The following is a 13,886-nucleotide window of genomic DNA, read 5'->3' as shown; positions in this document are numbered from 1 at the left end:
GTCACCGACGCTCGGTCTCGCGCGGCGGGACCACGTCGGCGCCGGGGGAGTCGGCTCCCTTTCCGGTGCTGCCCTCCGCTGAGGTGGTCGCGTGGCCGCCGAACTGGTTGCGCAGCGCCGCGACCACCTTCATCGCGGGCGAGTCGTCCTGGCGCGAGGCGAACCTGGCGTACAGCGAGGCGGTGATGACGGGCAGCGGCACCGCGTGGTCCACAGCCGCCTGCACCGTCCACCGGCCTTCTCCGGAGTCCTGTGCATAACCTCGGAGCTGCTCGAGGTGCTCGTCGTCGTCCAGCGCCCGCACCATCAGGTCGAGCAGCCAGGAACGGATCACGGTGCCGGTGCGCCAGCTCTTGAACGAGCCCTTGACGTCCTTGACGACGTCGGAGGCTTCGAGCAGCTCCCAGCCCTCCGCGAACGCCTGCATCATGCCGTACTCGATGCCGTTGTGGACCATCTTCGCGAAGTGCCCGGCGCCGACCTCGCCCGCGTGCACGAAGCCGTCCTCGCCCTCGGGCTTGAGCGTCTCGAAGATCGGCATGAGCCGCTCGACGTTGGCCTCGTCGCCGCCGCACATGAGCGCGTAGCCGTTCTTGAGGCCCCAGACGCCGCCGCTCACGCCGCAGTCGACGAACCCGATGCTCTTCTCGGCCAGCTCGGCGGCGTGCTTCTGGTCATCCACATAGTGGGAGTTTCCGCCGTCGACGACGATGTCGCCGGGGTCGAGCAGCTCGCCGAGATCGTCGATCGTCGACTGGGTGGGCTTGCCTGCGGGGACCATGACCCAGACCGCCCGCGGCTTCTGCAGGCGTTCGACCAGCTCCTTGAGGCTGCCCACGTCGCTGATCGCGGGATCGCGGTCGTAGCCGACGACGTCGTGGCCTCCACGGCGCAGGCGCTCGGCCATGTTGCCGCCCATTTTGCCCAGTCCGACCATGCCGATCTGCATGTTGTCCTACCCCCTTGTCAGACTTCCATCATCCCCGATGACAGGATCAGCCTGACAGGCGGATGGGCATGATCAGGTAACGGTAGTCCGTAGCGGCTCCGTCATCCACAGGCTTGCCACCCGTGAGGATAGCGGGCTTCGTCGACGTGGTCATCTGAAGTCGCGCAACATCGGAGTCGATCGCCCCCAGGCCCTCGAGAAGGAACTGGTGGTTGAAGGCGATGTTCATGTCCTCGCCCTCGTAATCCACAGGCAGGGCCTCGACGGCCTGCGCCTCGTCGCCGCTGCCCGCCTCGAGCACGACCTCGCCGCTCTTGAACGCCAGCCGCACGGGGGTGTTGCGCTCGGCGACCAGGGCGACGCGCTTGACCGCCTCGACGAACGGCCCTGTGGACAAGTCCGCGCGGGCGGAGAACTCCGTGGGCAGCAGCGAGCGGTACTTGGGGAACTCGGGGTCGAGCAGGCGCGTGGTGGTCCGCCGTCCGGCGCTGGAGAAGCCGATCATGCCTTCGCCGGTGCCGCCGGCGGAGCTGAGCGCGATCTCCACCTCCGCGCCGGTCGTCCCGAGCGCCTTGGCCGTGTCGGCGAGGGTCTTGCCGGGGATCATGGCGATGGCGGCGAAGTCGGGCTGGCCCGGCTGCCACTTCAGCTCGCGTACGGCGAGCCGGTAGCGGTCGGTCGCGGCGAGGGTCACGGTGTCGCCCTCGATCTCCATCCGCACACCGGTGAGCATCGGCAGCGTGTCGTCCCGGCCCGCCGCGACGGCGACCTGGCCGACGGCGGAGGCGAACACGTCGCTGCCCACCCGGCCGGCGGCCGGCGGCATGGCCGGGAGGGACGGGTAGTCCTCCACAGGCATGGTCAGCAGTGTGAATCGAGCGCTGCCGCAGGTGACGACCGCCTTGGCGCCGTCCACCACGAAGTCCACAGGCTGTGCAGGAAGTGCGCGGGTGATCTCGGCGAGCAGCTTGCCCGAGACCAGCACGACGCCGGCCTCACCGGTCTGGAGCTCGAGCGTCACCTCGGCGGAGACCTCGTAGTCGAATCCGGACAGCTTCAGCTGCTGCGCCTCGGTGACCTCCAGACGCATGCCGGCGAGCACGGGCACTGACGGGCGCGCCGGGAGGCTGCGTGCCGTCCATGCCACCGCCTCAGCGAGGACGTCTCGCTCGATTCGGAACATCACGGTGATCGGCCTCCTGGGTTCGTCGTTGATTCAAGTGTTCACTCTCCCGCACCTGAGCTCCGGGAGAACCCCTCTATGGGTCTTGAGTTTCTTTGTTAGAGAGATAAGAGGTCATCACACTAGGGGCTGTGGGAACTGTGGACAACCAGCGTTCTGGCTGGTCAGCAGCCTTGTTTTCATCCACTGGGGGTGTGGGTGACGCCTGGGGAGAACTCGCGCGCCTGGGGATGAAGACTCTGTGCACACAGGCCGTCCCCAGATCTTGGGGCCTTCATCCACCGGTTATCCACGAGGTTTCCACAAGTTGTCCACGGGGTAAAACGGACACTCCTGGGGTCCCAGATTGCCTGTTCACAGGCCGTCCACACGTTATCCACGAGTAGTCCCCAGGTTCTCCCCAGGGTGTCCCCAACCTTGTCCCCAGGCCCTGTGAGGGATTTTTTCGGGCATTGTGTGGCGAAGAGCCGGTGGGTTTCGGCGTTTCCGCAGATCCACAGTGTTTTCCACAGGCTGTGCATGATGTTCAGGCCCCGCGGGATGTCCGCTTGATACGCAATGTCAACTCGTTGACCTGGTTGTACATCGACCTGCGCTCGGCGATGAGCGAGCGGATCTTCCGCTCGGCGTGCATGACCGTGGTGTGGTCGCGGCCGAACTGCTGGCCGATTTTGGGCAGCGACAGCTCGGTCAGCTCGCGGGCCAGATACATGGCGATCTGCCGGGCGTTGACGAGCGCCCGGCTGCGAGAGGTGCCGCACAGGTCGTCGATGCTGATGCCGAAGTAGTTGGCGGTCTCGGTCATGATCGCCGCGATGGTGATCTCGGTGTCGGACTCCGAGGTGATCAGATCCTTGAGGACGACCTCGGCGAGCTGCAGGTCCACACCCTGCCTGTTGAGGCTGGCGAACGCGGTGACCCTGATCAGGGCGCCCTCGAGCTCGCGGATGTTGGTGGAGATGCGGCTGGCGATGTACTCCAGCACCTCGGGCGGCGCCGCCAGGCCCTCCTGGATGGCCTTCTTCCTGAGGATCGCGATCCGGGTCTCCAGCTCCGGCGGCTGGACGTCGGTGATCAGGCCCCACTCGAACCGGTTGCGCAGCCGGTCCTCCAGCGTGGTCAGCTGCTTGGGCGCGCGGTCGCTGGAGATGACGATCTGCTTGTTGGCGTTGTGGAGGGTGTTGAAGGTGTGGAAGAACTCCTCCTGGGTCTGCTCCTTGCCCTCCAGGAACTGGATGTCGTCCACAAGCAGGATGTCGATCGCGCGGTAGCGGCCGCGGAAGCCGTCGGCCTTGTGGTCGCGGATGCTGTTGATGAAGTCGTTGGTGAACTCCTCGGAGCTCACGTATCTGACCCGCGCGCCGTCGTACAGGCTCTGTGCATAGTGCCCGATCGCGTGCAGCAGGTGCGTCTTCCCCAGCCCCGAGTCGCCGTAGATGAAGAGCGGGTTGTACGCCTTCGCGGGGGATTCGGCCACCGCCACGGCGGCCGCGTGGGCGAACCGGTTGCTGGCCCCGATAACGAATGTCTCGAATGTGTACTTCTGATTGAGCCTGGCCGGTTCGCTGGGTTTGTTGCTCTTGGCTTCCCACCGGTTCGGAGCCGGCTCCGGCTCTTTTTCCACAGGCGGTGTGTACGGCTGCGCCTGTTCAAAAGAGAAGCCCGGCTGTGGATATTCGGTGGATATCTGGGGCGGCTCAGGCTGTGGAGAATAGAACTGCGGAGGCTCCGAAGCCTGCTGGTGCTGCGATGGCGCGGGCTGTGCGTAGAGCGGCTGGCTCTCCACATTCTGGGGATAACTGTGAGTCACAGGCTGTTGATGAGAGTCGACCATCGGCGGCTCCGGCGCCGTGGTGTCGATCATCACGGCCAGTCGCATGGTCCGGCCGAGCTCCTGTGACAGCGCGTGCGCCACGAGCGGGCGCAGTTTGCCCTCGATGAGGTCCTTGAGGAAGTCGTTGGGGACGCCGAGCACGATCGTGTCGTTCGCCAGCGCGATCGGGCGCACCATCGAGAGCCACGTACGCTGCTGGATAGGCACGTTCTCATTGAGGAAGTTGCCCAGGGCCCTCGCCCATACCGTGCCGAGGTCGACACCGTTCATGGTGCGGTTCCCCTCCTTCCTCTCGCGGCCCCCCGCGATCGTTTATCCACATGCGCGGCCGCCCGCGGTGATCGGCGGCCCCTTCGTCCACAACGTGGCGGCCGGGCTCCGTGCCCAGGCCCTCCACAGGAGATCCACAGGTTGTGCACAGGCCTTGAGCGGCTTCGGAAGGCCCGACAGTATCTATGTGCACAGCTGTGTTCAAGGCATTGTCCACAGCCTAGTGGCACCTGGGTGCACATACTGTGGACGCAGGCTCGCCGGTGGAAAAGTCGCCTGTGGAAAGGTGGATAACCCGTCCAGTTTGACCTGAGGGGTACTTCACCCGTAACGTACGACGGTCGGCTTGTCACGCGACGGCTATTTCGCGTGCCCTCGCTTCCCTGGCAGGCCATCCATGTGTGTACAGCGTCCCTGCGGCGCACCATCAAGCCTGGAGCCCACCCGTGAGCAAGCGTACTTTCCAGCCGAACAACCGTCGCCGCGCGAAGACCCACGGCTTCCGGCTGCGGATGCGCACCCGGGCCGGTCGCGCCATCCTCGCTTCTCGTCGCCGCAAGGGCCGCGAGAAGCTGTCGGCCTGATCGTTCCGCGCATATATGGCCCGTCGGTGCGTCTTGCCGGCGGGCGTTAGGCGTATACGGTGCTGTCCCGTCAATCCCGCATGCGGCGCGGGGAGGAGTTCGAGGCGGCGGTCAGGCGCGGAAAGCGCGCAGGTCGCCCGACTCTCGTGGTGCATTTCGCCACTTCGGGGGAAGAGTCCCCTCGAGTGGGTTTCGTGGTGAGCAAGGCCGTAGGCGGCGCTGTGACCCGGAACAAGGTCAAGCGGCGGCTCCGACACCTGATGCGGGACCGTCTCGACCGGCTGCCGCGAGGTAGCCTGCTGGTGGTACGCGCCAATCCACCGGCCGCGTCCGCGGGATTCGAGCTCCTGGCCGCCGAGCTCGACTCCGCAGTCGAACGTTTGCTCAGGCGGCGCGAGTCCTCGACGGGTGGACAAAGATGACGGAGCAGCCGCAAGGGGTGACGCCGAGCCTCGCCGCTCGGGCGCTGATCATCCCGATCCGGTTCTACCGGGCGTTCATCAGCCCCATGCTGGGCCCACGCTGCCGTTTCTATCCGTCGTGCAGTGCGTATGGACTCGAGGCGATCGCCACGCACGGAGCGTTGCGCGGCATATGGCTGACTGTCCGGCGCATCGGGCGGTGCCACCCATTCCATCCCGGAGGTATAGACCCGGTGCCCCCACGCCCGGTCCGGTCCCACGAAACGCAAGGGAGATAGCTCGGTGGAGCTGTCCTGGCTCAACTGGCTGTACACAGCCGTCGCCCAAGTCATTACCTGGATCCACCAGGCATACAGCACGGTGCTCGACCCGAACAGCGGTTTGACCTGGGCGCTCACCATCATCACGCTGACCATCTGCATGCGGATCCTGATCTTCCCGCTGTTCCTCAAGCAGATGCGCTCGTCGCGAAAGATGCAGGAGCTGGCGCCGAAGGTCCAGGAGCTCCGCAAGCGCTACAAGAACGACAAGCAGCGCATGAACCAGGAGGTCATGGCGCTGTACCAAGGTGCGGGCGCCAACCCCCTCGGCGGCTGTCTCCCCGTCGTGGCCCAGTTCCCGATCTTCATCTCGATGTTCACCGTGCTGCGGGCGATCGCGGCGGACCAGCCGAAGTTCGGGATGTCGCAGGAGCTGGTCGACAGCGCCAAGCACGCCCTCATCCTGGGTGCCCCGCTGCCTGCCACGTTCTTCGAGGCTGCCCAGGTCAGCGAGAAGATCATCATCGGTTGCTTCGTCGCGATCAGCTCGCTCACCACCTTCCTCACCGTCCGGCAGAGCGTCACCCGCTCGATGGCCCAGATGCCGGACAACCCCATGGCGCAGCAGCAGAAGATCCTGATGTACATCTCGCCGCTGTTCGCCTTCTTCAGCCTGAACTTCCCCCTGGGCCTGATCCTCTACTGGGTCACCACCAACCTGTGGACGCTCGGCCAGCAGCACTGGTTCTACAGCCGGCACCCGATGCCGCAGTTCGACGCCAAGGGCAACGCGATCGTCATCGAGGCCAAGCCTGGCCTGTTCGCCAAGCTTCGCAAGAGCACGCCCGAAGAGCAGGCGCCTCCGCCCCCGCCGGAGCCTAAGATCGTCAGGCAGCAGCCAAGCCGCCAGTCCCGCAGCAAGCGCACCGGCAGCAAGAAGTCTTGAACATGAAGGAGAGGCCGGCCATGACCGAGGCCGAGCAGGAGAAGGCTCCTGATCTCAACGCGCTGGAGCAGGAAGGCGAGATCGCTGCCGACTACGTCGAGGGCCTTCTCGACATCGCCGACATCGACGGCGACATCGACATGGACGTCGAGGGCGACCGCGCCATGGTCTCCGTCGTGGGGCTGAAGGGCAACGAGCTCGTCGGTCCCGGGGGAGAGGTCCTGGAGGCACTCCAGGAGCTGACCCGCCTCGCCGTGCACCGGCAGACCGGCGAGCGCTCGCGCCTGATGCTCGACGTCGGGGGCTACCGCGAGCGGCGCAGGGCCGAGCTGACCAAGCTCGGCACCGAGGTCGCCAACCAGGTTAAGGACGGGGGCGAGCCCAAGTCGCTGCACCCGATGACGCCCTTCGAGCGCAAGATCGTCCACGACGCGGTGGCGGCCGCCGGGCTCCGTAGCGAGTCCGAGGGTGAGGAGCCGCACCGCTACGTGGTGGTCCTGCCCGCCTGAGGGGTGTTACGCCATCCGATCCGGCCGTCTGCCCGCATGGTGGACGGCCGTTTCGCATTTAGCTCTTTTATCCCTGTACGTATGCCGTAGCGCGCATATATGCGTGCATGCCCCTTGTTAACGCTCTCCATCCGGACCGGGTCACACCGACGGCGGCGTGCTGAAAGGTCGCCTTCAGACCGGCCCGCTAGTCTTCCACTGTGATCTCACCTTTAGCCTTGGGTAGAGACCACCCGGCTTCCCACCGAACAAGGGCCACCAGCCCCAGAAAGGGCCACCGACCAGTGAGCGATGAGCTTCCGGCGCCGCCGGACATAGCGCGGGACGTCTTCGCCGGGGAGGCTTGGGAGCGCGCGAACGCGTTCGCCCAGCTGCTGGCGGGGCCCGGCGTGGTCCGCGGGCTGCTGGGTCCGCGTGAGGTGCCCAGGATCTGGGATCGCCATCTGCTCAACTGCGCGGTCGTGGCCGAGGCCGTGCCTCCGGACGTGCGCCTGGTGGACATCGGCTCCGGTGCCGGACTGCCAGGGCTCGTGCTGGCGATCGTCCGGCAGGACATCACGGTCACCCTCCTGGAGCCGCTGCTTCGCCGTACCGTCTTCTTGGAGGAGTGCGTCGAAGCGCTCAAACTCGACAACGTCGAGGTGCTGCGCGGCCGGGCGGAGGAGCTGGCGGGCAAGCGGGAGTTCGACGTCGCCAGCGCTCGCGCGGTGGCGCCGCTCGATCGCCTGCTGAATTGGGCCATGCCGCTGCTCCACGAGGGTGGCGAGCTGATCGCCATGAAGGGGGAGCGCGCCGCCGAGGAGCTCGCCGAGGCGGAGGCTCAATTGCGGGCCATCGGGGCACGAACGGCCGAGCTTGTGACCGTCGGGCACGGTAAGGTCGAGCCGCCTGCAACACTGGTTCGGGTGGTAGCGGGTCGCGCGCCGGAGCGAGCCAGGCGTCGACGAAGGAGGTGACGGTCGTGCCAGTCGCGTCAAGCGGTCTTGGCTGGCCGGGCAGCCGTCCGTCCGAGAGTCCAAGCGGGGTTGGCTGGCCCGAAATGGGCGTGTCGCGACAGTCAATTCCCGGCACCGGCACACCACTGGTTGAAAGGATGGACATCGTGACCCAGACCCCCCTGAATCCCGGTGATTCGCCGTTGGTACGAGAGGCGCTCAGCTCAGTGGTTTCACGTGAAACATCCGCAACCCCGGCGGCTGCCCAGACTCCCAACGACGGGGACGGCACGTGGCCGCGCCCACCCAAGACCAGGGTGATCGCGGTGGCCAACCAGAAGGGCGGAGTGGGCAAGACCACCACATCGGTGAACATCGCCGCTGCCCTCTCGATGCATGGCCAGCGCGTCCTCGTGGTCGACCTCGACCCTCAGGGCAACGCCTCCACCGCCTTGGCCACGGAGCACCGCGGCGACGTGCCGGACGTCTACCAGGTCCTCGTTGACGATCTCCCCATGGCGGACATCGTCAAGCAGGTCCCCGACATGCCGAACCTCTACTGCGCCCCCGCCACCATCGACCTCGCCGGCGCGGAGATCGAACTCGTCTCCCTGGTGGCCCGGGAAGCCCGCCTGCGGCGCGCGCTGGCGGCATACGACGCGATCGAGCTGGACTACATCGTCATCGACTGCCCGCCGTCACTGGGCCTGCTGACGGTGAACGCGTTGGTGGCGGCGGAAGAGGTCATGATCCCCATCCAGTGCGAGTACTACGCCCTGGAGGGCCTCGGGCAGCTCCTCAGGAACGTCGACCTGATCCGCGCCCACCTCAACCCGACGCTGAAGCTCTCGACCATCGTCCTGACGATGTACGACGGGCGTACCCGGCTGGCCTCTCAGGTGGCCGACGAGGTACGGGCGCACTTCGGCGACACGGTGCTCAACACCGTCATCCCCCGCAGCGTCCGCCTGTCGGAGGCGCCCAGCTATGGGCAGTCGGTGATGACGTACGACCCGGGCTCCAGCGGAGCAATGGCCTACATGGACGCCGCCCGCGAAATCGCCCACCGCGCCACCGTCGCCTAACCCCACCCCACTCCTCACCCGAGCCCCACAACCGCGCACCCCGCCTATCTAGCGGAGGCTGCCAAGCCCTCACCCAACCACGCCCACATACACCTCCCTCGCACCTCTCCCGCGCCGCCCGCCACCTCACCGCACCGCCTCCCGCCCCGCCACCGCCGGCCTCGTCCCACGTGTCGCCCGCCATCTCACCGTGCCCCGGGCCCACGCACCACCCCCCGTCCTAGGCGCCGCCCGCCAACTCACCGCACCGCCTACGGGCCCGCGCATCACTCCGTCCCACGCGCCGCCCCCAACTCACCCACCGCTTACGGGCCATCCCGGCCCACGGGCCGCCCGCCATCGCACGATGCCAGCTCTCGGCTCAGCCGCCGCCCCGTCCCACACGCCGCCCGCCATCTCACCGTGCCCCCGGGCCCACGCGCCACCCTGTCCCAGGCGCCTCGCGCCATCTCACGACGCCAGCTCTCGGCCCAGCCGCCACCTCGTCCCACACGCCGCCGAACCTCCCACCAGCCGCCCACCATCCCGCCGTACGCCTCCTTCTTCCACCTCCGGGCTCGACGCAACTGCCCACACTCGACACTGCCCGCACTCAACCCGCCAGCCGCCGCCCCACCTCCTCCTGCTTCGACACGAGCAGCAGCGAGCCAGGCATGCCATCACGCCTTCCTCGCCGATCACCGGGCCGCCGCGATGCAGCGTCTAGGCACACCGTCCGGCGGACGGAGGCGCCCACGACCCGTCGTTCCACAGCCGCCTGGCCGCCTCCGTGCGATGGCGATGCGGCAATGCGATGAGCACGCTGCGCGGAGAGCCCGCGGCCCGATGCCGCGCTGGTGCCAGGCGGGTGCAGGCGAGGCGAGACGGCGAAGCGGTGAGACGGCGAAGCGAGGCGGTGAGGCGGTGAGAGGGCGAGGCGGTGAGAGGGCGAGGCGATGAGAGGGCGAGGCGGTGAGAGGGCGAAGCCGTGGGCGATGGGACGGCTGGGCGGGGTCCGGCGAAGTCATGGGCGGTGGGAGGGAGGCGGTGGGACAGCGAGGCGGCGAGCAGCAAGGCGGCGGGACGGCGAGGTGTGAAGTCATGGGCGGTTGGATGGGGAAGCGGTGAGATGGTGCGGTTGTAGGGCTGCGGAGGAGTGAGACGGCAGAGAGATGGTGAGGGGGGCGGGATGGCGCTGCGGGGGAGGGGTGGTCAGGCGCGACAAGGGGCCCTTGGGTGTGGCGTTGGATCGTGTGGTGGCGGCGAGCGTGAGAGGGCTCAAGTCAGTCGTTGGTTTGGTTTGTGATCGTGTCGGTGTAAATAGAACCGGGTGGTGTGTGGCGAGGGGGCGCCCCGTCGTGCGCACGACGGTAACCTCTCCTGGAGTGACCGGAATCGGCCGGGTGGATGAGGAGACGTAGTGAGTCAGCAGCGGCGGGGATTGGGCAAGGGGCTCGGGGCGCTCATCCCCACCAGTCCCATCGGTGACGGAACGGGAACGGCGCCGACCCCGTCGAACGGTTCAACGGGAGAGACCGGCCCGAGGCCGATCGCTGGAGCGTACTTCAAAGAGGTCGCGCTGGACGCGATCGTCCCCAACCCGCGCCAGCCGCGTGAGATCTTCGACGGGGAGCGCCTCGAGGAGTTGGCGGCGTCCATCCGGGAGGTCGGGCTCCTGCAGCCGATCGTGGTCCGATCGGTCGGAGGTGGCCAGTACGAGCTGATCATGGGGGAGCGGCGCTGGCGGGCGTGCCAGCAGGTCGGCTTGGACCCGGTCCCGGCGATCGTCCGCAACACGCAGGACACTGATCTCCTCAGGGACGCCTTGATCGAGAACCTTCAGCGCGAGCAGCTGAACGCCCTTGAAGAGGCCGCCGCCTATCAGCAACTCCTCGACGACTTTCAGACGACGCACGATCAGCTTGCACAGAAGGTCGGCCGCTCCCGCCCCCACATCACCAACACCCTCCGCCTTTTGAACCTCCCACCCGAGGTTCAGCAGAAGGTGGCCGCCACGGTCATCAGTGGTAGTCACGCTCGGGCTCTCCTCGGCCTCGCCAGTGCTGAGGAGCAGATCGAACTGGCCAGGCGAATCGTGGCGGAGCTCCTGTCGGTTCGGGCGGTTGAGGAGATCGTCGCGATGGGCAGCGCCAAGGCCGCCAGGAAGCCCGCTCGCGAACGCCAGGCACCCAAGCCCACCGCCCCCGGTCTGACCCACCTCGCCGACCGCCTCTCGGATCACTTTGAGACCAAGGTGAAAGTGGATCTGGGGCGGCGCAAGGGACGCATCGTCGTTGAGTTCGCCACGATCGACGACCTTGAGCGGATCATCGGCACCATGGCACCGGAAGCTGTCCGCGCGATGCGGGAGTCTGAAGACTGACGCTGTTTCACGTGAAACCGTGGCCGCCGGCAAATCGCTCGCGCCGCTTACGTTCTCACGCGCGGGCCTCCCGGCAGCGGTGCTCGACGAACGGCTGACGCGCCCGGTTGGGGTCCAGTGTTTCGCGTGAACAGTTGCCGGCAGTTCCTCGGGGCCACTGTTTCACGTGAAACCGAAGCCAAGCCCTCGCTCTGGAAGGGTCGATGTTTCACGTGAAACGAGGTACTTGGCCAAGAGCTCGGCTTGGCGGATCACGTTACGGGCGGCGGTCCTGGGAGCGAGTGACTCTTGGGGAGCGTTTCACGTGAAACATGGAACGGGGTCGCGTGGCCGACGAGAGGCTACGTGTTTCACGTGAAACAGCGGGCACATGGGCGCGAGGCTACGCGGCGGCGGCTTTGCGGATGTCGTCGAGGAAGTCGTCCACGTTCTCCGGGGTCGTATCGAAGGCGGTCATCCAGCGGACGATGCCGGCGCGCTCGTCCCAGTAGTGGAACAGATAGCGCCCGCTGAGGGTCTTCGCGACGGCGGGTGGGACGACAGCGAAGACGGCGTTGGATTGGACAGGGTGCGCCAAGGAAACACCGGGCACATCCGCCAGACCGTCCGCCAGTCGGGCGGCCATCTTGTTGGCATGAGAAGCGTTCTCGCGCCATAGATCGTCCGTCAGAAGCGCCGAAAGCTGGGCCGAGATGAAGCGCATCTTCGAGGCGAGTTGCAGTGACTGGCGGCGAAGGAACGGCACAGCGGACGCGAGTGAGGGGTCAAGGACAACGACCGCCTCGGCCGCCAGTGCGCCGTTCTTGGTGCCACCGAAGCTGAAGACGTCCACGCCGACGTCCGTCGTGACGGCCTTCAGATCGCAGTCGAGATAGGCGGCGGCGTTCGCGAGTCTGGCGCCGTCCACGTGGAGCCGTAGACCCGACTCGTGTGCCGCCTCCGCCACAGCGGCGATCTCGGCGGGGGAGTAGCAGGTGCCGAGCTCCGTGACTTGGGAGATGGAGACCACCGTGGGCTGGGACTCGTGGGGATTGCCGATCCCGCCAAGGCGGGACTTGATGTCTTCCGGGCGGAGCTTGCCGTCCTCGGTGGGGATCGTCATCAGCTTGACGCCGAGCAGACGTTCCGAGGCTCCAGCTTCATGCGTGGCGATGTGGGCACTGCCGGCGCAGAGGATCGCGTCGTAGCGGCCGAGCATGAGGGCCAGCCCGACCATGTTGGCGCCCGCACCGTTGAGCACCGCGAAGCCCTCGGCGCCCGCGCCGAACACTTCCTTGGTCTTGTCCTCGAACGCCGAGGTCCAACTGTCGTCGCCGTAGGCGGGCGCGTCTCCGAAGTTGGCTGAGGCGATGGCTTCGAGGATGGTCGGGTGCACGCCGGCGTGGTTGTCGCTGGCGAAGCTCTTGGGGTACATCGAATCGATCAGCACACGGTAAGGCTACTTAGCTACCCTCAGTCCGGTGTTCGGGGCAGCTGCCGATCGACCCCGTCCCCGGGGGTTGTGGATCCGGCGGACGGGTCGGTTCGCGCTCTTGTTGTTCCGCGTTTCTGTGGATGGACGCGCGATAGAGGGTGGACGCGGTAGAGGGGGACGGGCGAAGCTGGTGGGCGGGCGATGATTGGGGGGCGGGGTGATGAGCGAGCGGGCGTGCCGCCTAGGGCAGTAGATGTCGGCACGTACGCGCACCTCACCTCCTGCAAGATTGCGGCTGCGATGCGGCTCAGCGCGTAAAGGTGTGGATGGCGTGCTCGACACTCCGCTCGGGGGAAGCGTCGCACCGCCGCTGCCCCTGTCTGAAGGAACCCCCGATCTGAGCCGCGTTGCCATCTCAAGGATCCGGCCACGTCGCCGAACGCAGATCTCGGGACTGGCCGTGCTGCCGGATGCTCACCTCTGCGTTGGCTGTGGTGACGGTTGTACGTCTGCCGGGGCGGTCGTGCTGGCGGTCGTTCTTCTTCCGGGGTGGTCGTGCTGGTGGTTGCTCACGTCCGGGTTGGCCGGGGTGGTGGATGTCGTCTCTGCGTCGGCTGTGGTGCTGTCCGTTCGTTCCGGGGTGGTCGTGCTGGTGGTTGCTCACGTCCGGGTTGGCCGGGGTGGTGGATGTCGTCTCTGCGTCGGCTGTGGTGCTGTCCGTTCGTTCCGGGGTGGTCGTGCTGGCGGTCGCCCGCGTCCGGGTTGGCCGGGGTGGTGGATGGCGGCTGTGGTGGATTACCGCTCGTTCTAGGCAGTGTGCTGGCGGGTGCTTGCGTGTGGGCTGGCCGTGCTGCTGAGTGCTCGTCTCTGAGGCGGCTGCCGGGGTTGTCGTGCTGGTGGTCGCTCGGCCTCAGGTTGGCTTGCCGTTGCGGGCTCGCTTCCGAGCGGTCTTCGGCGTCGGCTTTCGGAAGGCTGTGTTGCCGGTCAGGCGTGGGCTCGAGTTGATTTCCGAGTTGACCATGGTGCTGGACGATGGCGCGCTCGTGGGGAAACGGCGCGCCTGGGAGTTCCGGGGGTGCTGTTGCCAGTGGGAGGGCAAGCCTGGGAGTTCGGGAGGCGCAGTTGCCGGTAGG

The 13,886-nt window shown here is 67.0% G+C and carries 12 protein-coding genes; 8 read left to right on the top strand and 4 right to left on the bottom strand.

What is annotated here, in order from left to right:
• Position 1: 1 nt before the first annotated feature.
• The 3 genes from gnd to dnaA form a co-directional block, all read right to left on the bottom strand.
• Positions 2-949, bottom strand: coding sequence for a phosphogluconate dehydrogenase (NAD(+)-dependent, decarboxylating) (gene gnd / locus ACFKCF_RS15035; RefSeq protein ID WP_394493947.1), 948 nt, complete (start codon positions 947-949; stop codon positions 2-4).
• A gap of 46 nt (positions 950-995) precedes the next feature.
• Positions 996-2,135: a DNA polymerase III subunit beta gene (gene dnaN, locus ACFKCF_RS15030; protein ID WP_394493945.1), complete on the bottom strand. Its 1,140-nt coding sequence runs from the start codon at positions 2,133-2,135 to the stop codon at positions 996-998.
• Positions 2,136-2,658: 523 nt separating this feature from the next.
• Entirely contained in the window at positions 2,659-4,236 is a 1,578-nt protein-coding gene (dnaA, locus tag ACFKCF_RS15025) for a chromosomal replication initiator protein DnaA (RefSeq protein WP_394493943.1), read from the bottom strand.
• A gap of 446 nt (positions 4,237-4,682) precedes the next feature.
• Between dnaA and rpmH the strand changes: the two genes are divergently transcribed.
• The 8 genes from rpmH (at position 4,683) to ACFKCF_RS14985 (ending at position 11,339) form a co-directional block, all read left to right on the top strand.
• Positions 4,683-4,820, top strand: a complete 138-nt coding sequence (gene rpmH, locus ACFKCF_RS15020; RefSeq protein WP_020547366.1) for a 50S ribosomal protein L34 — start codon at positions 4,683-4,685, stop codon at positions 4,818-4,820.
• Between the two features lie 80 nt (positions 4,821-4,900).
• Entirely contained in the window at positions 4,901-5,242 is a 342-nt protein-coding gene (rnpA, locus tag ACFKCF_RS15015; RefSeq protein WP_394493979.1) for a ribonuclease P protein component, read from the top strand.
• The gene (gene yidD / locus ACFKCF_RS15010) at positions 5,239-5,520 is read left to right on the top strand and encodes a membrane protein insertion efficiency factor YidD (protein WP_319718238.1); all 282 of its coding nucleotides are present in this window, start codon (positions 5,239-5,241) and stop codon (positions 5,518-5,520) included. Before rnpA ends, yidD begins: the two co-directional genes overlap by 4 nt.
• 4 nt (positions 5,521-5,524) lie before the next feature.
• Positions 5,525-6,448, top strand: coding sequence for a membrane protein insertase YidC (yidC, locus tag ACFKCF_RS15005; RefSeq protein ID WP_394493942.1), 924 nt, complete (start codon positions 5,525-5,527; stop codon positions 6,446-6,448).
• A 20-nt stretch (positions 6,449-6,468) separates the two neighbouring features.
• A complete protein-coding gene (locus tag ACFKCF_RS15000; RefSeq protein ID WP_394493978.1) occupies positions 6,469-6,957 on the top strand; it encodes a protein jag in 489 nt (162 codons plus the stop codon).
• A gap of 284 nt (positions 6,958-7,241) precedes the next feature.
• Positions 7,242-7,913 (top strand): 16S rRNA (guanine(527)-N(7))-methyltransferase RsmG, encoded by a 672-nt coding sequence (gene rsmG / locus ACFKCF_RS14995; protein ID WP_394493940.1) that lies wholly within the window; start codon positions 7,242-7,244, stop codon positions 7,911-7,913.
• Positions 7,914-8,050: 137 nt separating this feature from the next.
• Positions 8,051-8,977, top strand: a complete 927-nt coding sequence (locus tag ACFKCF_RS14990; protein ID WP_394493938.1) for a ParA family protein — start codon at positions 8,051-8,053, stop codon at positions 8,975-8,977.
• Between the two features lie 1,399 nt (positions 8,978-10,376).
• Positions 10,377-11,339 carry a ParB/RepB/Spo0J family partition protein gene (locus ACFKCF_RS14985; RefSeq protein ID WP_394493937.1) on the top strand — a complete coding sequence of 321 codons (963 nt, stop codon included), beginning with the start codon at positions 10,377-10,379 and terminating at the stop codon, positions 11,337-11,339.
• 382 nt (positions 11,340-11,721) lie between these two features.
• On the opposite strand, the gene ACFKCF_RS14980 is transcribed toward ACFKCF_RS14985, so the two are convergent.
• On the bottom strand, positions 11,722-12,768 hold the full coding sequence (locus ACFKCF_RS14980; RefSeq protein WP_394493935.1) for a threonine aldolase family protein: 1,047 nt from the start codon (positions 12,766-12,768) through the stop codon (positions 11,722-11,724).
• Positions 12,769-13,886 lie beyond the last annotated feature (1,118 nt).

Origin of the sequence: Nonomuraea sp. JJY05, from assembly GCF_043496855.1 — a bacterium.
In the GTDB taxonomy this organism is placed as follows: domain Bacteria; phylum Actinomycetota; class Actinomycetes; order Streptosporangiales; family Streptosporangiaceae; genus Nonomuraea.
The sequence above is the reverse complement of the archived record's forward strand: the minus strand, read 5'-3'. Positions and strand labels throughout refer to the sequence as shown.